Origin of the sequence: Extensimonas perlucida, from assembly GCF_007655255.1 — a bacterium.
GTDB lineage: Bacteria > Pseudomonadota > Gammaproteobacteria > Burkholderiales > Burkholderiaceae_C > Extensimonas > Extensimonas perlucida.
The window spans coordinates 46,749-72,962 of record NZ_VMYE01000012.1 but is presented as its reverse complement, the minus strand read 5'-3'; the positions used below and the strand labels follow the sequence as shown (position 1 = coordinate 72,962).

26 protein-coding genes are annotated in these 26,214 nt (G+C 67.5%); 9 read left to right on the top strand and 17 right to left on the bottom strand.

Annotated features, from left to right (window positions below; genetic code table 11):
• Positions 1-29: 29 nt before the first annotated feature.
• Positions 30-1,403, bottom strand: a complete 1,374-nt coding sequence (locus FK527_RS11260) for an NAD(P)-dependent oxidoreductase (RefSeq protein WP_144733684.1) — start codon at positions 1,401-1,403, stop codon at positions 30-32.
• A 169-nt stretch (positions 1,404-1,572) separates the two neighbouring features.
• Here FK527_RS11260 and FK527_RS11255 point away from each other — a divergent pair, with 169 nt between their 5' ends.
• The 3 genes from FK527_RS11255 to groL all read left to right on the top strand — a co-directional run bounded on the left by FK527_RS11255 (position 1,573) and on the right by groL (position 4,500).
• A complete protein-coding gene (locus FK527_RS11255; protein ID WP_144733681.1) occupies positions 1,573-2,244 on the top strand; it encodes a TetR/AcrR family transcriptional regulator in 672 nt (223 codons plus the stop codon).
• A gap of 269 nt (positions 2,245-2,513) precedes the next feature.
• Positions 2,514-2,804, top strand: a complete 291-nt coding sequence (gene groES, locus FK527_RS11250) for a co-chaperone GroES (protein WP_144733678.1) — start codon at positions 2,514-2,516, stop codon at positions 2,802-2,804.
• Positions 2,805-2,856: 52 nt separating this feature from the next.
• Positions 2,857-4,500 carry a chaperonin GroEL gene (gene groL / locus FK527_RS11245; protein WP_144733675.1) on the top strand — a complete coding sequence of 548 codons (1,644 nt, stop codon included), beginning with the start codon at positions 2,857-2,859 and terminating at the stop codon, positions 4,498-4,500.
• Positions 4,501-4,590: 90 nt separating this feature from the next.
• Here the strand turns inward: groL and draG are convergent, their stop codons facing one another.
• The 4 genes from draG to FK527_RS11225 form a co-directional block, all read right to left on the bottom strand.
• Positions 4,591-5,544, bottom strand: coding sequence for an ADP-ribosyl-[dinitrogen reductase] hydrolase (gene draG / locus FK527_RS11240; protein WP_144733672.1), 954 nt, complete (start codon positions 5,542-5,544; stop codon positions 4,591-4,593).
• Entirely contained in the window at positions 5,537-6,367 is an 831-nt protein-coding gene (locus FK527_RS11235) for an NAD(+)--dinitrogen-reductase ADP-D-ribosyltransferase (protein WP_144733669.1), read from the bottom strand. Before FK527_RS11235 ends, draG begins: the two co-directional genes overlap by 8 nt.
• A 24-nt stretch (positions 6,368-6,391) precedes the next feature.
• Positions 6,392-6,898, bottom strand: coding sequence for a globin domain-containing protein (locus FK527_RS11230; RefSeq protein WP_144733666.1), 507 nt, complete (start codon positions 6,896-6,898; stop codon positions 6,392-6,394).
• Between the two features lie 180 nt (positions 6,899-7,078).
• The gene (locus FK527_RS11225; RefSeq protein ID WP_144733663.1) at positions 7,079-8,155 is read right to left on the bottom strand and encodes a transporter; all 1,077 of its coding nucleotides are present in this window, start codon (positions 8,153-8,155) and stop codon (positions 7,079-7,081) included.
• Between the two features lie 229 nt (positions 8,156-8,384).
• Between FK527_RS11225 and FK527_RS11220 the strand changes: the two genes are divergently transcribed.
• The 5 genes from FK527_RS11220 to FK527_RS11200 all read left to right on the top strand — a co-directional run bounded on the left by FK527_RS11220 (position 8,385) and on the right by FK527_RS11200 (position 12,315).
• Entirely contained in the window at positions 8,385-8,828 is a 444-nt protein-coding gene (locus FK527_RS11220) for a DUF1924 domain-containing protein (protein WP_144733660.1), read from the top strand.
• A gap of 44 nt (positions 8,829-8,872) precedes the next feature.
• Complete coding sequence (locus FK527_RS11215; protein ID WP_144733657.1) at positions 8,873-9,343, top strand: diheme cytochrome c; 471 nt, start codon at positions 8,873-8,875, stop codon at positions 9,341-9,343.
• A gap of 159 nt (positions 9,344-9,502) precedes the next feature.
• The gene (locus tag FK527_RS11210; RefSeq protein WP_246072758.1) at positions 9,503-10,174 is read left to right on the top strand and encodes a cytochrome b/b6 domain-containing protein; all 672 of its coding nucleotides are present in this window, start codon (positions 9,503-9,505) and stop codon (positions 10,172-10,174) included.
• A gap of 72 nt (positions 10,175-10,246) precedes the next feature.
• Positions 10,247-10,912: a winged helix-turn-helix domain-containing protein gene (locus FK527_RS11205; protein WP_144733654.1), complete on the top strand. Its 666-nt coding sequence runs from the start codon at positions 10,247-10,249 to the stop codon at positions 10,910-10,912.
• Entirely contained in the window at positions 10,909-12,315 is a 1,407-nt protein-coding gene (locus tag FK527_RS11200) for an ATP-binding protein (RefSeq protein WP_144733651.1), read from the top strand. The genes FK527_RS11205 and FK527_RS11200 overlap by 4 nt, the downstream gene beginning before the upstream one ends.
• Before the next feature lie 7 nt (positions 12,316-12,322).
• On the opposite strand, the gene FK527_RS11195 is transcribed toward FK527_RS11200, so the two are convergent.
• From FK527_RS11195 to FK527_RS11160, 7 genes are all read right to left on the bottom strand, one after another.
• Positions 12,323-13,465 carry an NAD(P)/FAD-dependent oxidoreductase gene (locus tag FK527_RS11195; RefSeq protein ID WP_144733648.1) on the bottom strand — a complete coding sequence of 381 codons (1,143 nt, stop codon included), beginning with the start codon at positions 13,463-13,465 and terminating at the stop codon, positions 12,323-12,325.
• 84 nt (positions 13,466-13,549) lie between these two features.
• A complete protein-coding gene (fdxA, locus tag FK527_RS11190; protein ID WP_144733645.1) occupies positions 13,550-13,879 on the bottom strand; it encodes a ferredoxin FdxA in 330 nt (109 codons plus the stop codon).
• Between the two features lie 77 nt (positions 13,880-13,956).
• Entirely contained in the window at positions 13,957-15,558 is a 1,602-nt protein-coding gene (locus FK527_RS17565; RefSeq protein WP_246072757.1) for a sulfate adenylyltransferase subunit 1, read from the bottom strand.
• Between the two features lie 14 nt (positions 15,559-15,572).
• On the bottom strand, positions 15,573-16,529 hold the full coding sequence (gene cysD / locus FK527_RS11175) for a sulfate adenylyltransferase subunit CysD (RefSeq protein ID WP_144733643.1): 957 nt from the start codon (positions 16,527-16,529) through the stop codon (positions 15,573-15,575).
• On the bottom strand, positions 16,526-17,359 hold the full coding sequence (locus FK527_RS11170) for a phosphoadenylyl-sulfate reductase (protein ID WP_144733640.1): 834 nt from the start codon (positions 17,357-17,359) through the stop codon (positions 16,526-16,528). Before FK527_RS11170 ends, cysD begins: the two co-directional genes overlap by 4 nt.
• On the bottom strand, positions 17,356-17,763 hold the full coding sequence (locus tag FK527_RS11165) for a DUF934 domain-containing protein (protein ID WP_144733772.1): 408 nt from the start codon (positions 17,761-17,763) through the stop codon (positions 17,356-17,358). The genes FK527_RS11170 and FK527_RS11165 overlap by 4 nt, the downstream gene beginning before the upstream one ends.
• Before the next feature lie 274 nt (positions 17,764-18,037).
• Positions 18,038-19,867 carry a nitrite/sulfite reductase gene (locus FK527_RS11160; RefSeq protein ID WP_144733637.1) on the bottom strand — a complete coding sequence of 610 codons (1,830 nt, stop codon included), beginning with the start codon at positions 19,865-19,867 and terminating at the stop codon, positions 18,038-18,040.
• A 232-nt stretch (positions 19,868-20,099) separates the two neighbouring features.
• Between FK527_RS11160 and FK527_RS11155 the strand changes: the two genes are divergently transcribed.
• Positions 20,100-21,023: an SMP-30/gluconolactonase/LRE family protein gene (locus tag FK527_RS11155; RefSeq protein WP_144733632.1), complete on the top strand. Its 924-nt coding sequence runs from the start codon at positions 20,100-20,102 to the stop codon at positions 21,021-21,023.
• Positions 21,024-21,036: 13 nt separating this feature from the next.
• On the opposite strand, the gene FK527_RS11150 is transcribed toward FK527_RS11155, so the two are convergent.
• The 5 genes from FK527_RS11150 to FK527_RS11130 form a co-directional block, all read right to left on the bottom strand.
• Positions 21,037-21,762, bottom strand: coding sequence for an ABC transporter ATP-binding protein (locus FK527_RS11150; protein WP_144733629.1), 726 nt, complete (start codon positions 21,760-21,762; stop codon positions 21,037-21,039).
• A gap of 2 nt (positions 21,763-21,764) precedes the next feature.
• Entirely contained in the window at positions 21,765-22,550 is a 786-nt protein-coding gene (locus FK527_RS11145; RefSeq protein WP_144733626.1) for an ABC transporter ATP-binding protein, read from the bottom strand.
• Between the two features lie 31 nt (positions 22,551-22,581).
• The gene (locus FK527_RS11140; RefSeq protein ID WP_144733623.1) at positions 22,582-23,667 is read right to left on the bottom strand and encodes an ABC transporter permease subunit; all 1,086 of its coding nucleotides are present in this window, start codon (positions 23,665-23,667) and stop codon (positions 22,582-22,584) included.
• A gap of 10 nt (positions 23,668-23,677) precedes the next feature.
• On the bottom strand, positions 23,678-24,607 hold the full coding sequence (locus FK527_RS11135) for a branched-chain amino acid ABC transporter permease (RefSeq protein WP_144733620.1): 930 nt from the start codon (positions 24,605-24,607) through the stop codon (positions 23,678-23,680).
• A 202-nt stretch (positions 24,608-24,809) separates the two neighbouring features.
• Positions 24,810-26,186 carry a replication-associated recombination protein A gene (locus FK527_RS11130; RefSeq protein ID WP_144733617.1) on the bottom strand — a complete coding sequence of 459 codons (1,377 nt, stop codon included), beginning with the start codon at positions 26,184-26,186 and terminating at the stop codon, positions 24,810-24,812.
• Positions 26,187-26,214 lie beyond the last annotated feature (28 nt).

Genomic DNA, 26,214 nt, shown 5'->3' with positions numbered 1-26,214 from the left:
CGTGGACGGGCTTGGGTAGCGCGGCGGGCTCAGCCGCACAGTGCCTGGTGCATCGAAAGCGCCGCAATCTTGCCGTGCTGCACGGCCTCCACGGTAAGGTCGCGCCCGCCCGCGCGGCAGTCGCCGCCGGCCCACACGCGCGCCACGCTGGTGCGCCCCTGCGCATCGGTGGCGATGCGGCCGCCTTGCAGCGCGATGGCCGCGCCCGCGGGCTCGGGCACGTAGTTCTGGCCAATGGCCTTGAGCACCATGTCGGCTTCGAGCGTGAAGGCCTCGCCCGTCTCCACCAGGCGCCCGTCCTGCAGCGCCGTGACCACGCAGCGCAGGCCGCGCACCTGCCCGTCGACGCACAGCAGCTCCTGGGGCGCGGCCCAGTGGCGCAGCAGCACGCCCTGCGTCTGCGCCCACTGCTGCTCCGCAGCCGAGGCGGGCATGCTCTCGGGCCCGCGGCGGTAGACGATGCTGACCTCCTCGGCGCCGAGCATGCGTGCCTGCACCGCCGCATCGATGGCCGTCATGCCGCCGCCGAGCACGAGCACGCGCCGCCCCACGGGCACGCTGGCCAAATCCTGCGCCTGGCGGATCTCGGCGATGAAGTCCACCGCGTTGCGCAGGCCCTGCGCCTGCGGCTCGGCAATGGAGAGCGCATTCACGCCCGCCAGCCCCAGGCCCAGAAACACCGCGTCGTAGGCGGCGAGCAGCCCGTCGAGCGTGAAGTCGCGCCCGAGCTGCTGTCCGCAGCGCAATTCGATGCCGCCCACCGACAGCAGCCAGCGCACCTCCTGTTGCACGAATTCGCTCGTGACTTTGTAGCGCGCAAGACCGTATTCATTGAGGCCACCGGGTTTTGGGCGCGCCTCGAACAGCACCACCTCGTGCCCGCGCAGCGCCAGTCCGTGCGCGCACGCGAGCCCCGCCGGCCCCGCACCGACCACGGCCACGCGCCGCCCTGTGGGTGCAGCGCGCTCGAACAATGGCGCGCCCAAGGGGTCGGCGCTCTCGCGCTGCTGCGCCGCAAAGTACGCATCGGTGGCGTAGCGCTGCAGCCGCCCGATCTCCACGGGCTTTTCCTGCAAGGCGTTGCGCACACAAGCCTGCTCGCACAGCACCTCGGTCGGGCATACGCGCGCGCAGGTGCCACCCAGTGGATTGGCCGACAGGATCGCGCGCGCCGCACCGCGCAGGTTGTCCTGGGCGATGCGCTGGATGAACGCCGGCACGTCGATCTCGGTCGGGCAGGCGCGCGTGCAGGGCGCGTCGAAACAGTCGTAGCAGCGCTCGGCCTCGATCAGCGCCTGCGCGCGCGTGAGGGGCGGGTGTGCGTCGCTGAAACGCGCAGCGTATTCGGCCGGCGCCAGCCGCGCGGCGCATAAACCGCTGGCACGGCTTGCAAGGGTTGGCATCACAAAAAACCTCCAACGGACGGGTGGCAAACGAAAGGTAAGTTGCAGGGGCGCACGCAAAAGCAGCGCGATCAAATTTACTTTTTGGTAAAAATTTACCAATAGGTAAAACCCTTAGAGCAAGTGCCATGCCAGCTTTCGGCCGCGCGCCTTGTCCCACAATGGTGCAATGCACGCATCTTCTTCGCCCCCGCCAGCCGCCCCGCCAGAAGACCCCGCCGCCCCGCGCCGCCCCAGCGCCGCACGCCAGCGCAAAGAGGACACCATCGTCACCGAAGCCGAGCGCCAGTTCGCGCAATTCGGCTTCGAGGGCGCGACGCTGGAGAGCATCGCCGCGGCCTGTGGCATCAGCCGCCACAACCTGCTCTATTACTTTCCGAGCAAAGAGGCGCTGTACCAGCGCGTGCTCGATGCGGTGCTCGACCAGTGGCTCGCAGGCATGCAAGACCTCGCGCAGAGCGACGCACCGCAGCAGGCGCTGCGCAACTACATCCGCGCCAAGCTGCGCTACTCCCGCGAGCGGCCCCACGGCGTCAAGGTCTTTGCCAAGGAAATCATCGCGGGCGCGCCGCGCTACGCTGCGGCGATCACCGAGCGCGTGGCGCCGCTGTTGCAGGCCGAAGTGCAACGCTTCGAGCGCTGGGCCGCCGAAGGCCGCATCGCGCGCGTCGATTTCACGCACCTGATGTTCGCGCTGTGGGCACTCACACAGTCCTACGCCGAGCAGGAGGCGCAGTTCGCACTATTGCTGGGCAGGCCCGCGCTCACCGAAGCCGACTACGCCGCCGCCGAAGCGCTGATCTGTCGCCTCGTGTTCGGCGCGCTGGGGCTGGCCGAATAGCTTTTATTTTAGGAGCTACTAGCGCTTGATATACCTGCGTAAAATGCCAATTTGAATAAACTTTTTGGGGCTCATCCAAAACCGCATCCGCCGGCACAAGTCCCAAAAAATCCGCATCCGCCCCTTGAAATCCAAACAAACGCCCGTATCATTAGCACTCGCTACGGGTGAGTGCTAACACCCGTGGAGAGTAAACCAAGCGTCTGTCTTTTTGCCAGGCGCTTTGTCATGTATCCACTCACCATTTTTTGCAAACCAGGAGAGATGCAATGAAACTTCGCCCCCTGCACGATCGCGTGATCGTCAAGCGTATCGAGAGCGAAACCAAGACTGCCTCTGGCATCGTCATTCCCGACAACGCCGCCGAGAAGCCCGATCAAGGTGAAGTGCTGGCCGTAGGCCCTGGCAAGAAGAACGACAAGGGCGAACTCAGCCCCATGAGCGTCAAGGTTGGCGACCGCGTCCTGTTCGGCAAGTATTCGGGCCAGACCGTGAAGGTTGATGGCGACGAATTGCTGGTCATGAAGGAAGACGACCTTTTCGCCGTGGTCGAAAAGTAAGTCCCGTCACCTGTTCGACGAACCCCTGAATTTTTGAATACGGAGAATCCAAATGGCTGCAAAAGACGTAGTTTTCGGTGCTGATGCACGTCACCGCATGGTCGAAGGCGTGAACATCCTCGCCAACGCCGTCAAGGTGACCCTGGGCCCCAAGGGCCGCAACGTGGTGCTCGAGCGCTCCTTCGGCGCCCCCACCGTGACCAAGGACGGTGTGTCCGTGGCCAAGGAAATCGAGCTCAAGGACAAGCTGCAGAACATGGGCGCGCAGATGGTCAAGGAAGTTGCTTCCAAGACCAGCGACAACGCCGGTGATGGCACCACCACCGCCACCGTGCTGGCCCAGGCCATCGTGCGCGAAGGCATGAAGTACGTGGCCGCCGGCATGAACCCCATGGACTTGAAGCGCGGCATCGACAAGGCCGTCGAAGCCCTGATCGCGCAGCTCAAGAAGGCTTCCAAGCCCACCACCACCTCCAAGGAAATCGCCCAGGTCGGCTCGATCTCGGCCAACAGCGACAGCTCCATCGGCCAGATCATCGCTGATGCCATGGACAAGGTCGGCAAGGAAGGCGTGATCACCGTCGAAGACGGCAAGTCGCTGCAAAACGAGCTCGACGTCGTGGAAGGCATGCAGTTCGACCGCGGCTACCTCTCGCCCTACTTCATCAACAACCCCGAGAAGCAGGCCGCCATCCTCGAAAACCCCTTCGTGCTGCTGTTCGACAAGAAGATCAGCAACATCCGCGACCTGCTGCCCGTGCTCGAGCAAGTGGCGAAGGCCGGCCGCCCGCTGCTGATCATCGCCGAGGACGTCGAGGGCGAAGCCCTGGCCACGCTGGTGGTCAACACCATCCGCGGCATCCTGAAAGTGGTGGCTGTCAAGGCTCCGGGCTTCGGTGACCGTCGCAAGGCCATGCTCGAAGACATTGCCATCCTCACGGGCGGCAAGGTCATCGCCGAAGAAGTCGGTCTGGTGCTCGAAAAGACCACGCTGGCCGACCTGGGCCAAGCCAAGCGCATCGAAGTGGGCAAGGAAAACACCATCATCATCGACGGTGCCGGTGCTGCTGCCGACATCGAAGCGCGCGTCAAGCAGATCCGCGTGCAGATCGAGGAAGCCACCTCTGACTACGACCGCGAGAAGCTGCAAGAGCGCGTGGCCAAGCTCGCCGGCGGTGTGGCCGTGATCAAGGTCGGCGCCGCGACCGAAGTCGAAATGAAAGAGAAGAAGGCCCGCGTCGAAGACGCCCTGCACGCCACCCGTGCAGCCGTCGAAGAAGGCATCGTGGCCGGTGGTGGCGTGGCTCTGCTGCGCGCGCGCCAGGCCGTGGGCGAACTCAAGGGCGACAACCATGACCAGGACGCCGGCATCAAGCTGGTGCTCAAGGCCATCGAAGCGCCGCTGCGTGAAATCGTGGCCAACGCCGGTGGCGAGCCCTCGGTGGTGATCAACCGCGTGCTCGAAGGCCAGGGCAACTTCGGCTTCAACGCCGCCAACGACACCTATGGCGACATGATCGAAATGGGTATCCTGGACCCGACCAAGGTCACGCGCACCGCGCTGCAAAACGCCGCCTCCGTGGCCGGCCTGATGCTGACGACCGAGTGCATGGTCGCCGAAACGCCCAAGGACGAAGCGCCTGCAGCCGGCGGCGGCATGCCCGACATGGGTGGCATGGGCGGCATGGGCATGTAATGCCTGGCTGAGCTCCAGCAATCCTGCACAAAGGGCCGCGCAAGCGGCCTTTTGTGTTTTTGTTTCCCGTGTTTTTGTTTTCGTGCTTTCTTACGCCGCGAGCGCCAGCGCCAGCAGCGCGCTGGTCTGCTCGGTGATGGCCATGCGCGTGCTGCGCTCGAGCTTTCCCAGCCAGCGCCGCGGCAGAGCCTGGGCGCCGCACAGGGCGCCCGCGAGCATCCCGGCGAGCGCCCCGGTGGTGTCCGCGTCCCCGCCCTCGTTGACCGTGCCCACCACCGCGGCCTCGAAGCCGGGCGTCGCAAAAAAATGGTGCAGCACCGTCTGCACGGTATCGACCACGTAGCCCGTCGCACGGCCGGGGTAGGGTTGGTAGCGGAACTTGGGAAAGCGCTCGACCAGGTGGTCCGCGATTGCCTTGCACGTCGTCAGCGCCTGCTGCGGCTCTTTGTGCCGCAGCAAAGCGTGCAGCATCTGCCCGAAAGCCACCGTGGCCGCATCCGACAAAGGGTGGTGGTGCGTGATATGCGCCTGCGCGATCGAAACCGGCTCCAGGCACTCGGGCGCCCCGAGCGTCGCCAGCGCCACCGGCAGGTTGCGCATCAGCGCGCCGTTGCCGCCGTCGCCGGGCTGCGGCGGGCCTTGCACGCTGCCGTCGGCCAGGTAGCGCATGATGCCGCGGCGACAGGTGTTGCCGCAATCCACGGGCTTGCCGCGCCACCAGCGCACGAAAGCCTCGGCCATCAGCCCCACGTCGAACGGCCGCCCCTGCTGCTGGCCTTGCAGCAGGGCCTCGCCCAGCGCCAGGCTCATGGTCGTGTCGTCGGTGACCTGCCCGGGTTTGAGCCGCAGCCAGCCGCCGCCGACCATGTCGCGGTGCACGCCGTACTGGTGCCGGATTTCGCGCGACGTCATGAACTCGACGGTCGCGCCCAGCGCATCGCCTATGGCCAGCCCAAGGTAAGCCCCGAGCGCGCGGTCAAAGAGCTGCGCGCGGCTGCTTGCGGCCAAAGCGTTCGCTGCCGGCAAGGGCGCGCCTTCAGGCATGGCGCGCCTCCACTTTGTAGAGCCCGCCCAGGGCCAGCACTTCGCCCTCGCCGTGCAGCAGCACCTTGTGCAGCAGGCCCGGGTAAAACAGCAGCTTGGCCAGCGGCACGCGCACGTGCAGCAGCCAGTCGCCAAAGCATTCGGCTTGGTCGGCGCGCTGGGCAAAGCTCACCAGATTGTTGAGCTGCACGGTGAGCAGGCGCTTGCCCAGGCCCAGCGTGCCCGCGACGATCTGCTCCTCACAGCGCGTGATGCCGCGCCACAAGGGCAGGTGCTGTACCGCACCAAAGGGCTGGAAGCGCTGCAGCGCCCACTGGCAGAACTCGTAAAGCAAATCGAGCTGCTGGTAGATGCAGTTGTTGTGAAAGCGGCTCGAGGCCTTTTCTTCGAGGTACTTGACCCAGGCAGGCGAGGGAAAGTGCTCGAGCCGCTCGCCATGAAAGCACGGCACCAGGCCAAAACGGCTCTCGACCCAGCCCTTGAGCACGGCCCCGGCCTGCCCGTTGCTGTCTATGCCCCAGCTCTGCAGGAGTTTGACGTAGCTGGCACGCCAGCGCCGCGCCTCGGCGGGCGAGGCCGGGTCTTTGGCGGGCTCCAGGCCAAAGGCCAGACTCAGGTAATGGATGAACATCTCGCTGGCTTCCTCTGGGCTGGTGCTGGCTGCCAGCAAGGCAAAAAGCCCTGCATATGCCTGCCGCGTGCCGCCGATGTGCAATGGCCTGGGATGGTCGTTGAACGCCGTGCTGCCGAGCAGCTGCGCCGGCACGCCCACCAGATTGGTCGTGTACCAGGTGCGCGGATGCGCGGCATGGTCAGGGCGCATGAGAACCCGTTCCAAGGCGCTCCCTCAGCGGCCCGCGCGGGAACTGTGCGGCGGCGCCAACCCGCCCGGCTGCACCTCGCGCGGGCGCCCCGGATGCGCCCGCTCCTGCCCGCCCTCCTCGGTATTGCGGATGAAATCGGCCACTTTGTAAAAAGCCGCTTCGAGCTCGCTGCGCAAGCCCGCGTCGGCGCACACCTCGGCCAGCGCCTGGCGCATGCACAGCATCCAGGCATCGCGCGCGGTGGCGTCGATGTCGAAGGGCTGATGGCGCCGCCGCAGCATGGGCGCACCGCGTGCAGGCGTGTAGAGCCTGGGCCCGCCCAGCCATTCGCTGAGGTATTGCACCAGCACTGCCTTGGTGGCGCGAAAGTCCGGCGCGTGCATGGCCCGTATCGTGGCCGCCTCTGGCAGGCGGTCCATGGCGCGGTAAAACGCATCCACCAAGCGCACGACCTGCTCTTGACCGCCCAGACGAGCGTAGTGCGGGTTCTGCGGTGCAGCGGGAGAAGCAGGAACGGTAGAGGCGTGCATGGGCCCTGCAGACGCAACTGCCGTACCAGCCACGCCCAGGCGGCAAGGCGGCGCTTTGCGTGGCAAAACAGCGCCTTGCGGCCAAAAACCGTGCAGGCATCGCCACGCCCCAACGCCTTTTTGTCGGCTTGCGTACAAACGCGACGCGCCCTGGCAGACGCAAAACCGCGCTGACCAGGCTCAGCGCTTGTTCCGAAACGCCAGCCAGGCCGCAAGGGCGCTGAAGGCGGCAATGACGCCCACAAGCACCCAAAAGCCATGCGGATGGTCGGCCAGCGGGATGCCGCCGACGTTCATGCCGAACAGGCCGGCCAGGATGTTGATGGGCAGCGCCAGCACCGTCACCATGGTCAGCACGAACAGGCTGCGGTTGTTCTCCTCGTTCACGCCGGCGGCGACTTCTTCCTGCAGCAGCTTGATGCGCTCCTCCAGCGCCTGCATATCGCGCAGCACCAGCGAAAACTCCTCGGTGGCCCCACGCAGGCCGTCCACGTCGGCCCCCGCCATCCACCCGGGCGGGCGCTGCAGCAGGCGAAACAGCGCTGCCGGCTCGGGCGCCAGCAGGCGCTGCAGCCGCACCAGCAGGCGGCGCATGGCACCCAGGCGGGCGCGCTTGTGGTCCAGGCGCCCGGCCAGCAGTTCGTCCTCGATGGTGTCGATGCGCGCCGTCACGCTGCGCACTATGCCCACCAGCACGTCGGCCTGCGTGCGCAGCAAGTGCTCGAGCAGGCCGGTGCTCGAAGGCGGCACTTCGCCCGCGCGCACCGCCGTGCGCAGCACGTCCACCGAGCGCAGCGGGCTGGTGCGCGCCGTGACGACCAGGCGCGGCCCCACGCTGATCCACAGCGTGGACACGTCGGACGATTCGAGATCGAAGTCGAACTGCAAGTCGCTGAGCACGGCCACCAAGTCATCGCCGGAGCGCTCGATACGGGTAGAGCGCACGCCTTCGTGCAGCGCCTCGAAAAATGCATCCGCGAGCTGTGCGTGCCGCACCAGCCAACGCTCGGCCTGCACATTGCTCAGATTGAAATGCAGCCACAGATAGCTGCCGCCCTGCGCCGCGGCGGCACCGCCGCCCCCGGCCTGCGCCACCTCGGCCAGCCAGGCCGCGGCCTCGTCCGAGCCCAGCGCACGTATCTGCTGCGCCGCCTCGGGGTCGAACAGGTAGCCGCAAATCAGGCCGACCTCATCGCCCCCGTAGGACGAAGTGGCCAGCGGGGGCACGGGCGGGCGCGGGGCGGTGGGGCTGTTCATTTTTTGATCGTCATTGCGAAGGGGCAGGCAAAGTGTGCCACCGCCTGCCGCCTGTCTGATGTTGCTGCGCTCGTAGGGACAAAGGCCATACCCGGCATGCTCTGCGCATGTCGTTGCGTCTTTGTGATGAATCGACCGCACCGGTGCCGCCACAGCTGCCGAGCAAACGCCGCACGGATGCCGCAGCGCTCTTCAGAGAACGTTCAGCAGCGCCCCGCACCATGGCGGCATGCAAAACATCCGCCCTTTTTCACCGTGCGCCATCCCCAGTGCCGCATGCCGGCTGGCGGCACTGCTGTGCCTTGCTTCGGCCCTGTTCAGCACGACTGCCGTGGCCGCAGACACCACGGCCACGGCGCAATGGCAGCGCTGGACGAACGCCGCCAAGACCGCGCCGGACGCCGCGCGCGGGCGCGACTTTTTCCGCAACCAGCACGGCGGTGAGTGGTCTTGCGCCAGCTGCCACGGCGCCAACCCCACGATGCAGGGGCGCCACGCCGGCACGGGCAAGCCCATCGCCGCGCTCGCTCCTGCCTTCAACCCCGAGCGCTTCACCGACAGCGCCAAGGCCGACAAATGGTTTCGCCGCAACTGCAAGGACGTGCTCGAGCGCGAATGCACGGCGCAGGAAAAAGCCGACGTGCTGGCCTGGCTGCTCTCGCTGCAGCCCTGACGCGGCCCCAGCCCTTCACCCTGCTCTCAGAAAGGAAGCACCCCATGCGCCCCAGCATTTCCCTGTCCGCGGCCCTGACCCTGAGCCTTGCGGCTGCCGGCCTCGCGCGTGCCGACTCGCCACACCTGCAGCCTGCAGCACGGCTGCCGGCCTACCAGCAAGAATGCGCCGCCTGCCACATGGCGTATCCGCCCGGCCTGCTGCCCGCACGCTCCTGGCAGCGCATCATGAGCGGGCTGGACAAGCACTACGGCAGCGATGCCTCGCTCGACGCGGCCAGCGTGCAGCAGATCAGCACCTGGCTGCAAGCCAACGCCGGTACGTCGCGGCGCGGGCGCGAAGAGCCGCCGCAGGACCGCATCACCCGCTCCGCATGGTTCGAGCGCGAGCACCGCGAAGTGCCCCCCGAAATCTGGCGCCGCCCCGCCGTCGGCAGCCGTGCCCAATGCGCCGCATGCCACAGCCGCGCCGAAACGGGTGACTTCGACGAGGACCGCATCCACATTCCGCGCTGACGCCCGCGCAACCCTCCCCATCCACACCTGGAGCCCACCATAAACCCCCACCTCCCCGCATCTGCTGGCCCCGGCACCCCCGGCAACGCGCCCGGCCCTGCCGCCCCCAGCCCTTCACGCACCGCCGCCCGCAACCCTTCCCGCAGCGCCTCGCGCCGCGTGACCGACGCCACCACGCGCATGCTGCACTGGCTGATGGCGCTGAGCTTTACCGGCGCCTACCTCACGGCCGAAGGCGAGCATTGGCGGCTGGTGCACGTCACGCTGGGCTACACGCTCGGCGGCCTGCTGGTGGCGCGCGTGCTCTGGGGCCTGCTGGGCCCGCGCCATGCACGGCTGACCTACCTGTGGAGCAGGCTGCAGGGGCTGCCCGCCTGGCTGCGGTCGCTGCGCACGGCCGCCCCGGCCTGGCGGCAGGGACAGCATCTGCTCATGGCGCTGGCCGTGGCCTTGATCCTGGCGCTGATCCTGCCCCTCACGCTCAGCGGCTATGCCAGCTACGCCGAATGGGGCGGCGGCTGGGGAGGCGAATGGCTGGAGGAGTTGCATGAATTCTTCGGCAACGCCATGCTGGCCGTGGTGCTGGGCCATATCGGCCTGATCGCCGGGCTGAGCCTGCTGCGCCGCAAAAACCAGGCCTTGCCCATGCTCACCGGCCGCGTGGCAGGCTCCGGGCCCGATCTGGCCCCGAAGAACCACGGCCTGCTCGCGGCCACCGTGCTCGCCTGCGTGCTGGCCTTCTGGAGCTGGCAGTGGCACACGGCGCCGCAGCCAGTGCCGGGCGCAACGGGCGCGGATTGGCATGGGCAGCAGCACGACGATGACGACTGAACCCGCCTTCTTCTGCACTGCCCCGCGCCTGCGATACTGCGGGCATCCCGCTTCCCTCCCCCCCGACCTTCCATGCGCATCCTGCTCGCAGAAGACGACGACATCCTCGGCTCCGGCCTGCGGGCGGGGCTGATGCAGCACGGTTTTCAGGTGGACTGGGTGCGTGACGGCATCGCCGCCGAGCGCGAACTGGCCAGCGGGGCCTACCAGGCCGGGGTGCTCGACCTGGGCCTGCCGCGCCAGGACGGCATGGACGTGCTGCAGCATCTGCGCCGCCAGCGCATCAACACGCCGCTGCTGGTGCTCACCGCGCGCGACGCCATTGCCGCGCGCGTGGCCGGGCTGGACGCGGGTGCCGACGACTACCTCATCAAACCCATAGACCTGCACGAGCTCGCAGCGCGCCTGCGCGCCCTGGTGCGGCGCGCCCACGGCCAGCCCCAAGCCAGACTGCGCAGCGGCAACGTGGAACTCGACCCCGCCGCGCACCAGGTCTGGCTGGACGGGCGGCCCGTCGAGCTCTCGCAGCGCGAATACGACCTGCTGCACGCCTTTTTGCTCAACGCCGGCCGTGTGCTCAGCCGCGAGCAACTGGAGCAGCACCTGTACCGCTGGGGGCATGAGGTGCAAAGCAACGCCATCGAGGTGCACATCTCGCACCTGCGCCGCAAGCTGCGCCCCGAGCTCATAGAAACCGTGCGCGGCGTGGGCTACCTGCTGCCGCGGGGCGAGGCATGACGGGCGCCGCCAGACCGCTGTCGCTGCAGCGCCGCCTGCTCTACACCGTGCTGGCTCTGGTGATGCTCGCATGGGCTGCGGGCGCCATCCTTACCTGGCGCGACGCCGAGCACGAAGTCGGCGAACTGCTGGACGCACACCTCGCGCAGGCCGCCGCCCTGCTGCGCATGCAGCCGCTCGACGAGCTGGACGAAGACGGCATCCACCCGGCCCCCGAACTGCACCGCTACCAGCCGCGCGTGGTGTTTCAGGTCTGGCACGAAGGCCGGCTGCTCGCGCACTCGGCCAATGCGCCGCAGCAACCCCTGTCTGCACAGCACACGCCAGGCTTTTACGACAGCCGCGCCGATGGCAAAAGCTGGCGCGTGTTCGTCACCCCCGGCAAGGACGCCGACCTGCTGCTGCAGGTGGGCGAACTGCAGGCCGCGCGCGCGGAAATCGTGCTCGCCAGCCTGCGCAGCATGGCCCGGCCGCTGGCCTTCACCCTGCCGCTGCTCGCGCTCGCCATCTGGTGGGCCGTGCGCGCCTCGCTGCGGCCGCTGCGCACGCTGGGGCAGGCGCTGCGCGCGCGCCAGCCGCAGTCGCTCGCGCCGCTGCCCACGCAGGGCGTGCCGCCCGACGTGCTGCCGCTGGTCGAGGCGCTCAACGGCCTGTTCGAGCGCATCGCGCACCTGCTCGCGGCCGAGCAGCAATTCACCGCCGACGCCGCGCACGAATTGCGCACCCCGATCGCCGGCATCCGCATGCAGGCCCAGGTGGCGCAGGGTGCACGCGACGAGGCCGAACGTGCCACCGCGCTGGCCGCCACCGTGCAGGGTTGCGACCGCGCCACGCGGCTGGTCGAGCAGCTGCTGCAGCTGGCCCGGCTGGACGCCGAAGTCGCACCCGCGCACCCGCCAGCGCAGTCTGACCTGGCCGATGCCGTGCGCAGCATCGCGGCCGACCTGCAGCCGCGCGCGCAGGCACGCCAGCAGACGCTGCGCCTGGAGCTGCCGCCCACGCACGCCGCGACCGTGCTGCCCGAGGCGCTGGCGCAGGTGCTGGTGCGCAACCTGCTCGACAACGCCCTGCGCTACAGCCCGCCGGGCGCGCAAATACGCGTGCGGGTGGAGTCCCTGCGCCCCACCGGCCGCGGTGCGTCACCCCAGGCGCACGAAGTTCTGCTTTGCGTAGAAGACAGCGGCCCCGGCCTCGACGCGGCCGATATGGCCCGCCTGGGCGAGCGCTTTTTCCGCGCCCGCAGCGCCAGCCACAGCGGCGGCGGCAGCGGCCTGGGCTGGTCCATCGTGCAACGCCTGGCGCGCCTGTACCACCTGCAGGTGCAAGTGGACCGAAGCCCCGACCTCGGCGGTCTGCGCGTGCGCATCGGCGTGACCGTAAGCAGCGCAGGGCACGGGGAGTGACGGAGGGTCAGGAGTCCTTGGGGTCGGATTCCAAAGATTCCCGCACCCCCAGCCGCTCCTGCAGCCGCGGGCTGGTGGTCGTGTATTGCAGTGGCAGGGGCTGGCCGGCGCGGGCTTCGGCGGCGGCCCAGGCAGCGAGAGTGGCTTCATGGAAGCCGCAGACCAGCAGCTTGCGTTTGCCGGGGTAGCTGTTGATGTCGCCCACGGCGTAGATGCCGGGCACACTGGTGGCCATGGTGGCAGGATCGACACGCAGCTGCTTGCGCTCGAGCGCCAAGCCCCAGTCGGTGATGGGCCCGAGGCGCGGCGAGATGCCCAGCAGCGCCTGCAACTGGTCCAGCGGCAGGCGCTCGGTGTGGCCCGCGGGGGTGAGGACTTCGAGCGCGCACAGGCGTGTCTCGGCGGCATCAATGCCTTGTTCGGCGCCCTCTTCGACTGCGGTGTGAAAGCCCGTAATCTGCCCCGTCACCACCTGCAGCAACCCCGCGTCGCGCAGCTGCTGCAGGCGCGCGAGCAATTCGGGCGGCGCTTGAAACACCTCGCGGCGGTGCAGCAAGGTGACGCTGGCAGGCGCGCCGGCGCCAGCGCCGCCGGTGGCAGATGGGCGCCGCTCGGCCAGCGCCACGGCCTGGGCGACGGCGCTTTCCTCGCCGCCGTGCACCACCACACGCAGGCCCGCACAGGTGGCGGGCGCGGGAATCGCGTTGGCGTAGAAAACCTGGCGGCCTTCGAAGCGCTCGAGGCCCGGCAGCGGCAAACGCTTTGGCACGAAGGCACCCAGCCCCGCGGCGATGAAGACCTGGCGCGCGTGCAGTTGCGTGCCGTCGCTACAACCGAGCAGCAACTGGCCGTCGGGCTGCGGCTGCAAGGCTTGTACCAAGCTGCCGAACCGCCAGCGCGGCGCAAACGGCGCGGTCTGGCGCAAAAGCAGCGCGACGAGCTCGCTGCCCGTGCAGCGCGGCACGCCTGGGAGGTCGTAAATGGGTTTGTCGGCGTAGAGCTCGGCACACTGGCCGCCTGCGTGCGCGAGCGCATCGATGACATGCGCCCGTATGCCTTGCAGGCCCAGTTGAAACACCTGGAACAGGCCAACCGGGCCCGCGCCTATGACCACGGCGTCGGCGGTGGGGTGCTCGGTGGCGGTGGACACGGCGGTGGCGACAGCGGCAAAAGGCGATGGGGAGGCAGCGGGGGAAGAAAAGCGGCGCGGCGCGTCAGATGCAGCGGATCAAGCTCAGCGGATCAGGTGCTGGATTTTGCCCGGCTTGCCGTTCCATTCGTCGGCATCGGGCAGCGGGGCCTTGCGCTTGGTGATGGTTTTCCAGCCGGCGGCGCGCGCAAGCTCGGCGTTGATCTTGATGAACGCGAGTTGGTCCGAGGGCACGTCTTCTTCGGCGAAGATGGCGTTGGCCGGACATTCGGGGATGCAGACCGCACAGTCTATGCACTCGTCGGGGTCGATGGTCAGGAAGTTCGGCCCTTCTTTGAAGCAATCGACGGGGCACACGTCCACGCAATCGGTGTATTTGCAGTTGATGCAGTTTTCGGTAACGACGTGGGTCATGACGGATGGTTGCCGGTGGGTGAAAGCCCGCGATTTTATGCGGGCGATGGATGCTGATGAACGCAGTAGGGGCTGATCTAAGTCAGGGCAATGCCAGCTTGCACCAGCACGGCGGCGGCGGTGCGGTGGCTTGCGGTGTCAACAAGGATCAGCGAACCGAGCACGCGCGCCTGCGTGAAGGGCGCGACGGGGATGGGCTCTTGCAGCAGCAATTGCACCTGGCCGATCGCGTTGGGCTCGAGCTGCGTGGCTTCTTGCGCGGCCAGGGTGTGGATGTCGAGCCGGTGCAGGATGCGCTGCACCTTGGCCTTGACCCAGCGGTGACCGTGCAGCGCCCAATAGACGCGGCCCGGCTGCAGCGGCTCGTCGTCCATCCAGGCGAGCGTGGCCGTGAAGTCGCGCCGCGCGGGCCAGACGGGCGCAGCCGCGGGTGCTGCGGGCATGTCGAAGTCGTCGTCCTGTGGCGTTTGCGGCACGGCACCAGCGGCGGGCGCGGCCATGAGCCAGTCGCCGCGCGATACATCGACTTCACGGTCCAGCACCACGCCGGCGCTGCGGCCCGCGCACACGGCCTGGGGCGTGCGCACGGCGTCTAGGAGCCTGTCGGACTTTGAAATCGTCGGCTGCGAATGCGCCGCAGCGGCCCATTTTTTACCGGCTTCTTGCCCCATAGTCCCGCTATGGGGCGGCGAATCCGGCAAAAACTGGCCTCGCCGGGGTGCATTCTCGCTTTCGACGCCCAAAGTCCGACAGGCTCCTAGCACCTGCGCCACGCGCGCCATGTGGCCGCTCGGGAAGACTTGCACCGCCATGCCCTCGTACACCTGGCCCGCGGCCACGCGGCCCCAGAACACGCGGCGCCCGCGCGTGGTGTCTGCCGAGGCGGAGAACTTTTCCACCCACTGCACGGGCAGAGCCAGCGGCAAGGCGGAATCGGCAGGCGTGGTGGGCAGCTGCTCCAATACTTGCAGCAAGCTCGGGCCCTGGTAGCCGCACCAGCCCGCGTGCGTGTGCTCGAAATCGACCACGTTCCAGCCTTCGAGCGCCGAGATCGGCACGATGGCCGTGGGCGTGATGCCGCTCGCGCGCGTGAAGTCCTGCAAGGCCGTGCGGATGTGCGCATACGCGGTGGCCGGGTCGTCCACGGCGTCGAGCTTGTTGATCGCAAACACGATGGAGGGCACGCGCAGCAGGTCGAGCAGCAGCGTGTGGCGGCGCGTTTGCGGCAGCAGCGCGAGCGCAGCGTTGCGCCAGTCCAGCTTGGTGGCATCGACGAGTACCACGGCGGCGTCGGCCTGCGAGGCGGCGGTGACCATGTTGCGCGTGTATTGCTCGTGCCCCGGCGCGTCGCCGATGATGAACTTGCGCGCCTCGGTGGCAAAGTAACGCCAGGCCACGTCGATGGTGATGCCTTGCTCGCGCTCGGCCTGCAGGCCATCGGTGAGCAGTGCCAGGTCGGCCGTGCCGCCGCGTGTGACGCCCGCGAGGTGGTCTTGCAGCACCGCGCGGCTGTCGAGCAGCAGGCGCCCGATCAGCGTGCTTTTGCCGTCATCGACCGAGCCGCAGGTGATGAAGCGCAGCGCCGCCGCGCGCGTGCCGGCGTCTGAAAGTTTTGCATCATTTTGGCCATTTGCACAGGTAGGACGAGCGCTAGCAGCTATTGATTCAGTAGTTTCCATGATCCGGTCCCTCATCAAAAGTACCCATCCCGCTTGCGCTTTTCCATGCTCGCCTCGCTGGTCTGGTCGTCCATGCGCGTGGCGCCGCGTTCGCTGACTTCGGCGGCCAGGGTTTCGCGCACGATGTCGGCGGGCGTGGCGGCGTGGCTTTCCACCGGGCAGGTGCAGGTGATGTCGCCCACGGTGCGAAAGCGCACGCTGCGCACTTGCACCTGCTCGCCCGCGCGCGGCGGCGTCAGCGGCGTGACGGGCACGAGCAGGCCGCGGCGCTCGACCACCTCGCGGCGGTGGGCGTAGTAGAGGCTGGGCAGCGCGATGTGCTCGCGCGCGATGTATTGCCACACGTCGAGCTCGGTCCAGTTGCTGATCGGGAACACGCGAAAGTGCTCGCCCGGCTGCAGCCGCGTGTTGAACAGCGTCCACAGCTCGGGCCGCTGCGCTTTGGGCTGCCACTGGCCGAAGCTGTCGCGGTGGCTGAAGATGCGCTCCTTGGCGCGCGCCTTTTCTTCGTCGCGCCGTGCGCCGCCGAGCAGCGCGTCGAAGCGGAACTCTTCGATGGCTTCGAGCAGCGTGACCGATTGGTGCGCGTTGCGGCTCTCGCCCGGGTGCGCCAGGCGCACGGTGCCGCGCGCCATGCTGTCCTCGACGCTGCGCACGATCAGCGTGGCCTGCAGCTCGGCGGCGCGCCGGTCGCGAAAATCGGTGACCTCGGGGAAGTTGTGCCCCGTGTCTATCATCAATAGCGGAAACGGGATGCGGCTTGCCCCAAAGGCTTTTTCGGCGCAGCGCAGCATCACGAGCGAATCCTTGCCGCCCGAAAACAGCAGCGCGGGGCGCTCGAACGCCGCGGCGGCCTCGCGCAGGATGAAAATGGTTTCTTCCTCGAGCGCGTCCAGGTGCGCGTTGCTCAATGGATGCAGCGCGGGCTGGGTGACGGTTTGCAGCAATTCGGTGTCGGTGCGGGCGTTCATGCTTTGGCTTCCCCTTGTTTCACGTGCAGGCCGCATTCCTTGGCCTGTTCATCCTCCCACCACCAGCGGCCCGCGCGAAAGTCCTCGCCCACGGCAATGGGGCGTGTGCACGGGGCGCAGCCTATGCTGGGGTAAAAGCGGTCGTGCAGCACGTTGGTGGGCACGCCGTGGCTGGCGATGTAGTGCCACACGTCGCCCCAGCTCCAGCCTGCGAGCGGGTTGAACTTGGTCAGGCCCTTGCTGGGCACTTCGGTTTCGTCGATCAGAGCAACGTCGGCGCGCGCGCCCGACTGCTCGCGGCGCAAGCCGGTGATCCAGCCCTTTTGCCCCGCGAGCGCGCGCGCCAGCGGCTCGAGCTTGCGCATGGCGCAGCAGGCTTTGCGCAGCGCGATGCTGCGGTACATGGCGTCCTGCCCTTCGCGTTGCACGAAGGCGGCCACGGCCTGGGCGGCGGGGCGATAGACCGTGAGCGGCGCGTGCGGGTGGCGGGCCTGCTGCGCCTTGAGCTGCGCGAGCAGCGCGAGCGTTTCGGCGTGCAGCGCCCCCGTGTCGAGCACGAAAACGCCCACGGCGAGCGCGTGGCGGTTGATGAGGTCGGTGATGACCATGTCCTCGGCGCCCAGGCTGTTGGCCTGCACCACCGGGCCCTGCGCCGCGGCGCGCTGCAGCGTGCGCACGGCTTCACCCAGCTTGGCGGCAAAGTCGGGCGAGGGGCGCGCGTAGAGCGCGATGGCGCTGCCCGCGGCTTGCGTTTCTTGCACCTCCTGCGTTCCCTGCGTGTGCAAGGGTGCAATCGGAGCAGACGCTATGGAAGAAAAAGCATTGTTCATGCGGCCTCCGTCGTGCTGACACGCGCAAAGCGTGGCGTGGGCGTGCGCGCGTCGGCTTGGTAGAAGCCGGCAAAGCGGCGCAATTGGCGCTCGGCCGCGGCCCAGTCGGTGTCGTCTGGCAGCACCGCGCTGCTGAAGCCGCAGCGCGCCATTTGCAGCAACTGGTCGATCAGCACCTCGCCCGTGGCGCACAAGTCGCCCGCGAAGCGGTAGCGCCGGCGCAACAGCATGGCCTGGCTGAAGGCGCGGCCATCGGTGAATTTGGGGAAATGCAGATCGATGCACTCCACGCCTTCGAACGCGCCCGCCGCGGCCAGTTCGGCGAGCTCGGCGTCGTTCGCGATTTGCAAGGTTTTTAGGCCGTTTGCGCCCGTCTGGTGGGCGCTGGCAGCTATCAATTTGATCATTTTGAGGCTCTGGTCGAGGTTCAATCCAGATGGTTCATCAAGACGCCGGATGATGGCGACGCGGCTGGCGAAGCAGTTTGGCCGTCACACAGACCCTCGTCATTGCGAGCCCCGCAGGGGCGCGGCAATCCAGTGCTGGCTCGGCAAGAGGCGCAGGCGCCGAATCGAAGGCCGCATGGATTGCCACGGGCCTTGCGGCCCTCGCAATGACGGGAAATGTTCATTGCACACATCGCGAAGCGCCACCTTAGGGGCGATTGGGGTTCGGGATTCATGCGGCGCTGGTTTCTGCGGCATGTGCAGCGTGCGTGGCGCGGTGCTCGCCCAAGCGCGCGCCGTTCGCCGCGGCCTTGAAGGGCTCGTGGCCCACGCGGCGCAGCGTGGCGATGAAGGGCTCGGCCGCATGCAGGCGCAGCGCGCGGTAGCTGTCCAAAATCGCCTCGACCACGCCCGGCACCTCGGCCGCGCTGAACGACGGCCCCACCACCTTGCCCGGCGTCGCCGGCCCCGAGAGCGCCGAGCCGTCCGAGCCGCCCAGCGTCACCTGGTACCACTCCTTGCCGTCCTTGTCCACTCCCAGAATGCCGATGTGCCCGCTGTGGTGGTGCCCGCAACTGTTGATGCAGCCGCTGATGTGCAGATCGATGGGCCCGAGGTCGCTGACCTCGTCGATGTCGGCAAACAGTTCGGTGAGCGCCGCGGCGATCGGGATGGCGCGCGCGTTCGCGAGCGAACAAAAATCCCCGCCGGGGCACGCGATCATGTCGGTGAGCAGCCCGATGTTGGGCTGCGCCAGGCCCAGCGCGCGCGCCTCCTCGTACAGCGCGGGCAAATCACTCTGGTGCACCCAGGGCAGCAGCAGGTTTTGCGCGTGCGTGACGCGCGCCTCGCCCGCGCTGAAGCGCTCGGCAAGGTCGGCCAGCGCCGCCAGCGTGTCCGCATCCGCGTCGCCCGGCGCCCAGCCCGCGCGCTTGAACGACAGCGTCACCGCGGCCAGCTGCGGCAGCCGGTGCGCGCGCACGTTTTGCGTGAGCCAGCGCTGGTAGGCGGTGCTGGCCGTGTCGGTGCTGGCCGTGTCGGTGCCGCTGGGCAGATTGGCGGGCGCGAGCGGCGGCACGGCAAAGCCCGCCTGCATGCGCGCGAGCTCGGCGTCCGTGATGGTGTGCGGCGCGCCGTCGCGCGTGACGATGGCTTGGTATTCGGCCTCCACCGCGTCGATGAAGCGCTGGCCCTCGGCCTTGACCAGCATCTTGATGCGCGCCTTCCACTTGTTGTCGCGCCGCCCGTACTGGTTATAGACACGCACCACGGCCTCGGTGTAGTTGAGCAGCTCGCGCCAGGGCAAAAATTCGCGCACCACGGTGCCGATCACGGGCGTGCGCCCCATGCCGCCGCCCACGCTCACCGCAAAGCCCACGCCGCCCGCGTCGCTTTGCACCACACGCAGGCCGATGTCGTACCAGCCGGTTGCGGCGCGGTCTTCGGCGGCGCCGCTGAAGGCGATCTTGAACTTGCGCGGCAAAAAGGCGAACTCGGGGTGCAGCGTGCTCCACTGGCGCAAAATTTCCGCAAACGGCCGCGTGTCGAGGACCTCGTCGGGCGCAATGCCCGCGAGCGCGTCGCAGGTGATGTTGCGAATGGCGTTGCCGCTGGTCTGTATGCCGTGCATCTGCACGCTCGCGAGCAAGTCCATCACGTCGGCCGCGCGCGCCAGGGGAATCCAGTTGAACTGCACGTTGGTGCGCGTGGTGAAGTGCGCGTAGCCCCACTTCAAGGGCGGCGCCGCGAGCGTGAGCCCCGGCTGCGAAGCCTGCAGCGCATCCTGCGTGGCCTGCGCCTGCGCGAGCAAATCCGCATCGGGCTGGTCGAACTCGCGTGCAATGCGTGCCAGCATACGCAGCTGCGTACTGCTGATCTCGCCATATGGCACGGCCACGCGCAGCATGGGCGCATGGCGCTGCACGTACCAGCCGTTTTGCAGGCGCAGCGGCAAAAACTGCTCGTCGCTGAGCTGCCCGGCCTGCCAACGCTGCAACTGGTCGCGAAACTGCGCGGCGCGCAGGCGGATGAATTCTTGGTCGAAAGCGGTGTATGGATACATGGAACGTCTGCACGAAAGCACGGGCTGCGCACGCACGCTGCGGCAGACGCGGGGGCCAAGGCACCCACGACAGGCTCCTAGCTGCGCTGCATCGGGTATGACAGCGAATGTAGGCGGGCTTTTTATGAAAACAAACTACAGTTTTTTCTTGCGTTTATGCGGATAAGCTTATTTCACCGTGAAACATTACGATGGCAATCCCTTGCCACCACCCTCTTCTTAGAACCTGTTCATGCCCTTCACCGCCCTGCCCCTACCCCCTTGCGAACTTGGCGAGTCTCCTTTTTGGCACCCGCTGGAAAAGCGCCTTTACTGGTGCGACATCCATGGGTTTGCCGTGCATGCCTGGGAGCCGCAGACGGGCCGGCATTGGCGCTGGAGCACGCCGTCCGAGCCCGGCTGCTGTGCGCCCATGCTGGGCGGGGGCGTGGCGCTGGGCTTGCGTGACGGCTTTTACGCGCTCGATGTGCAGACCGGCGCGATCACCTGCATCGCCAAGCTGCCGCCAGAGTCGCACGACCCGCAGCGGCTGCGCCTCAACGACGGGCGTTGCGACCGTGCGGGGCGTTTTTGGGCCGGCTCCGTGGTGAGCCCGCGCACGCAGCCCGACGCGGCGCTGTGGCGTCTGGACTGCCGCAGCGCAGCGTGCAGCCTGCGGCGCATGGCGGGCGACAACTACACCGCCAACGGCCTGGCTTTCAGCCCCGACGAGCGCTGGCTCTACTGGGCCAACACGCCCGCGCACCGCATAGACCGCTTTGCCTTCGACGCCGCGAGCGGCAGCCTGGGCGCGCGCACGCCCTGGGTGCAATTTGCGCTGCCGCAAGACGGCGTGCCCTACGGCGGGCGGCCCGACGGCGCAAGTGTGGATGCGCAGGGCAACTACTGGGTGGCGATGTTCGAAGGCGCCTGCGTGCTGCAGCTCTCACCCGCAGGCGAGGTGCTGCAGCGCCTGGCCACGCCTGTGCAGTGCCCCACCATGGTGTGCTTTGGCGACGAAGACCTGCGCACGCTGTACGTGACCTCGGCGCGGCGCGGGCGCCCGCCTGAGGAATGCGCCGCCCCCGTGCCCGCTGGCGCGCTGCTGCGCCTGCGCGTGCGGGTGCCGGGGCTGCCGGTGAATTTTTTTCACCGCGCACCCGCGGCGGCGATGTGACGCGCCGGCCGCTTCACTCGCCCAGGTACGCCGCGCGCACGCGTGCGTCGTCGAGCAGTTCCTTCCCCGGCCCGTGCATGGTGATCAGGCCAGAGTCCATGACGTAGCCGCGGTCGGCCAGCGCGAGCGCGCGGCTCGCGTTTTGTTCGACGAGCAGGATCGTCACGCCGAGCGCATACACGTCGCGCACGACTTCGAAAATCTTGTCCACCATGATGGGCGACAGGCCCATCGAAGGCTCGTCGAGCAGCAGCAGTTTGGGCTGGCTCATGAGCGCGCGCGCCATCGCGAGCATCTGCTGCTCGCCGCCCGACATGGTGCCCGCGAGCTGGTCCTTGCGCTCGCGCAGGCGCGGGAAGATGCTGAACATGCGCTCGATGTCGGCCTTGATGCCGGCCTTGTCCTTGCGCGTGTAGGCGCCCATTTGCAGATTCTCAAGGATGGTCATGCGTGCGAACACGCCGCGCCCCTCGGGCACCATCACCAGGCCTTTGTGCACCAAGTCCCAGGCGCCCTTGCCGCGGATGCTCTCGCCAAGATAGCGGATTTCGCCGTCGAAGGGCAGCGTGCCCGTGACGGCCTTCATGGTGGTGGTCTTGCCCGCGCCGTTGGAGCCGATCAGCGACACCAGTTCGCCCGCGCGCACCTCCAGGTCCACGCCTTTGACGGCCTCGATGCCGCCGTAGGCCACCTTGAGCCCTTGCACCTGCAGCAGGATTTCGTTCGATGGTTCAGCCATGCTCAATGTCCTCCGGTGCCCAGATAGGCTGCTATCACTTTTTCATTCTTCTGCACCATATCGGGCGTGCCTTCGGCGATCTGCTTGCCATAGTCGAGCACCGTGACGCGATCGCACAAGCCCATCACGAGCTTCACGTCGTGCTCGATGAGCAAGATCGTGCGATTGTCCTTGCGGATGCGGTCTATGAGCGCGCGCAGCTGCAGCTTTTCGGTGGCGTTCATGCCCGCAGCGGGCTCGTCGAGCGCAATGAGCTGCGGGTCGGTGGCGAGCGCACGCGCGATCTCGAGGCGCCGCTGGTCGCCGTAGCTCAGCGTGCGCGCCTTGAAGTCGGCGAGCTGCCCAATGCCCACGTAGTCGAGCAGTTCCTGCGCGCGCCGCGCAATCGCGGCCTCTTCGGCCTTGAAGCCCTTGGTGCGCAGCACCGCACCGAGCAAGCCCGAGCGCGTGCGCACGTGGCGGCCGACCATGACGTTTTCAAGCGCGGTCATGTCGGCAAAGAGGCGGATGTTTTGAAAAGTGCGCGCGATGCCGGCCTTGGCGACTTCGTGAACCGCCGTGGGCTCGTAGGGCTTGCCGGCCAGTTCGAACGTGCCGCTGTCGGGCGTGTAAAGCCCGGTGATGACGTTGAAGAAGGTGGTTTTGCCGGCGCCGTTGGGGCCGATCAGGCCGTACACCTGGCCACGGCAAATGGTGATGCCTACGTCCGAGAGCGCCTGCAGGCCGCCGAAGCGCTTGGACACGCCCGTGACTTTGAGCACCACGTCGTTCGATGTTGGTTCCGTCATAGGGGAAATTCTCTTGTGCGGTCGGGTGGGCTCAGGTCTTGTGCAACTGGCTCTTGCCGTGCTCGGGCGCAGGCCACAGGCCGCGCGGGCGCAGCAGCATGACGATGATCATGGCCAGCGCGATCAGCAGCTGGCGCAAAATGGCCGAATCCAGGCGCCCGTCGGTCATGCCTTGCAGCGGGCCTGCCACGTAACGCAGCACTTCAGGCAGGGCCGCGAGCAGCACCGCGCCCAGCACCACACCCGGAATGTGCCCGATGCCGCCGAGCACCACCATGGCGACGATCATCACCGACTCCATCAGGCTGAACGACTCGGGCGAAACGAAGCCCTGAAAGCCCGCGAACATCACCCCCGCCACGCCGCCGAACGAGGCGCCCATGCCAAAGGCCAGCAGTTTCATGTTGCGCGTGTTGATGCCCATGGCCTTGGCGGCGATCTCGTCCTCGCGGATGGCCATCCAGGCACGGCCTATGCGCGAATCCTGCAGGCGGTAGCTCACGATCACGCTGAACACCACGAGCACGAGGAACAGGTAGTAGTACAGCGTGACCGAGGAGATGTCGAAGCCGAACAGCTCCAGGCGCTTGCCCAGGTTCAGGCCAAAGAGCTGGATCGAATCGATCTGGCCCATGCCCTTGGGGCCGTTGGTCAGGTTGATGGGGTGATCGAGGTTGTTCAGGAAGATTCGGATGATCTCGCCGAAGCCCAGCGTCACGATGGCCAGGTAGTCACCGCGCAATTTCAGCGTGGGCGCGCCCAGCAGCACGCCAAACAGCGCCGCAACCAGCGCCGCGAGCGGCACCGCGACCCAGACGGAAAAGTGCAGTCCATTGGGAAACAGCGCCGCGAAGTAGGCGAAGTTGTCGCTGAGCTGCGGCGAGGCGAGGAAGCCGAACAGATAGGCGCCCACGGCATAAAAGGCCACGTAGCCCAGATCGAGCAGGCCGGCGTAGCCGACCACGATATTCAGGCCCAGCGCGAGCATGACGTAGAGCAGCGCCAGATCGGCAATGCGCACCCAGGCATTACCGAAATACTGCAGCACCAAGGGCAGCACCAACACGACGATGGCACCGATGATCCAGTGTGCGGTTTTGCGGTTGTGGTTGTGCATGGCAAGCCTCTCACGCCCGGTCGGCCACGCGCTCGCCCAGCAGGCCCGAGGGGCGCAGCGTGAGGATGATGATGAGCACGATGAAGGCGAAGATGTCGGCATAGTTGCTGCCCAGGATGCCGCCCGTGAACGTGCCTATGTAGCCCGAGCCAATGGCCTCGATCAGGCCGAGCAGGATGCCGCCGACCACGGCGCCGGCAAGGTTGCCTATGCCGCCGAACACCGCCGCCGTGAAGGCCTTGAGCCCCGGCAAAAAGCCCATGGTGTGCTGCGCCGTGCCGTAGTTGGAGGCGTACATGATGCCCGCAATGGCCGCGAGCACCGCGCCGATGATGAAGGTGGCCGAAATCACCATATCGGGCTTCACGCCCATGAGCGCCGCCACGCGCGGGTTCTCGGCCGTGGCGCGCATGGCGCGGCCCAGTTTGGTGTAGTTCACGAGATACACCATGGCCGCGAGCGCGACCACGGTCACGCCCAGGATCAGTATTTGCATGGAGGTGATCACGGCGCCGCCCAGTTCCACGGGCTGCGCAGGCAGCAGCATGGGATAGGGCTTGTAGTTAGGCTTCCAGAGGATCATGGCCAGCGTTTGCAGCAGGATGGACATGCCTATGGCCGTGATCAGCGGCGCCAGCCGCGGGCTGTTGCGCAAGGGGCGGTAGGCCACCTTTTCGATCACGAAATTGAGCAGCGCCGCCACGGTGCAGGCGATCAGCGTCGCCAGCAGCAGGATGAGCCAGCCGGGCGCGTCGGGCATGGCCTGCTGCATCCAGCCGATGCAGCTCCAACTCGTAAGCGCGCCCACCATGAGCACCTCGCCGTGCGCGAAGTTGATGAGCTGGATGATGCCGTACACCATGGTATAGCCCAGGGCTATCAAGGCGTACATGCTGCCCAGAACCAGACCGTTGATGATCTGCTGCAGCAAGATGTCCATAAAGAGTCCTTCGTTGGTAACGTGGGGTGGTCTTGCACCAGGCGCGGGATAGGCGCCTGGGTTCGCAAAAGCTAGCAAAAAACCCGCCAGGTAGGATGCTGCGCGGGTTTGGGTGGGGGCGATTGTAGTCAGAGCGGCGGGGCTGTTACAGCACCATGACACGGGGTTTTCCCCCGCTACGGGCAGTCCCAAAGAAGGGCGCTCACAATTCTTCGCCGCTCTGCGCAGTGCCTTGCGCCTGTGCGGCTGCATCGCGTGCGGCGGTGTTGCGCACGCGCAAGTCGCGCAGCTTGTGTGCGATCTTGATCTCGAGCCCGCGCTCCACGGGCGCGTAAAAATGCGGCTCGGCCATGCCTTCAGGCAGGTAGCGCTCGCCCGCGGCGAAAGCGCCCTCCTCGTCGTGCGCGTAGCGATAGTCCTTGCCGTAATCGAGCTGCTTCATGAGCTTGGTGGGCGCGTTGCGCAAATGCAGCGGCACGGGGCGCGTGCCGTCTTTTTGCACCCAGGCGCGCGCCGCGTTGTAGGCGCGGTACACCGCGTTCGACTTGGGCGCCACGGCCAGGTAGAGCACGCATTCGGCCAGCGCCAGTTCACCCTCGGGGCTGCCCAGGCGCTCATAGACCTCGGTGGCGTCGAGCGCGAGGCGCAGCGCGCGCGGGTCGGCCAGGCCGATGTCCTCGCTTGCCATGCGCACCATGCGCCGCGCGATGTAGCGCGGATCGACGCCGCCGTCGAGCATGCGCACGAGCCAGTACAGCGCCGCGTCGGGGTCGGAGCCGCGCACCGCCTTGTGCAGCGCACTGATGGTGTCGTAGAACTGCTCGCCGCCCTTGTCGTAGCGGCGCAGCTGCTGACCCAGCACCTGCAAGAGCCAGGCGTCGGTGATCTGCGCGCGCTGCTCCTGCGCGGCTGCGATGGCGAGCGTCTCGACCGTGTTGAGCAGACGGCGTGCATCGCCGTCGGCGTAGGCGACGAGACGCTCGATTGCTTCTTCTTCGATAGCTGGTAGCGCTTGCTGCGCCTGGGCTAGGGCCAGAATTTGCTTCAAATCGGCGGGCGTGAGCGGCTGCAGCACATAGACCGTGGCGCGCGACAGCAGCGCCGAGTTGACCTCGAACGAGGGGTTTTCGGTGGTCGCGCCAATGAAGGTGAAGAGGCCGCTTTCGACATGCGGCAAGAAGGCGTCCTGCTGGCTTTTGTTAAAGCGGTGCACCTCATCGACGAACACGATGGTGGCGCGCGGCAGCAGGCCCGCGCGTGCCGCTTCGGCCTGCTGCACGGCGTCGCGGATGTCCTTTACGCCACCGAGCACCGCGCTGATGCTGATGAACTGCGCGTCGAACGCCTCGGCCATGAGCCGCGCGATGGTGGTCTTGCCCACGCCCGGCGGCCCCCAGAAGATGCAGCTGTGCGGCCGCCCCGACTCGAACGCCAGGCGCAGCGGCATGCCCGGCCCGAGCACATGCTGCTGCCCGATCACGTCGGCGAGCCGGCGCGGGCGCAGGCGCTCGGCCAGCGGCTGGTGCATGCGGGGGGCGGCGGCAGGGTGAACGGGAGTGTTGGCAGAAGGGGCGCTCATGGCCTCATCCAGGCGGGCAGTGAACGGC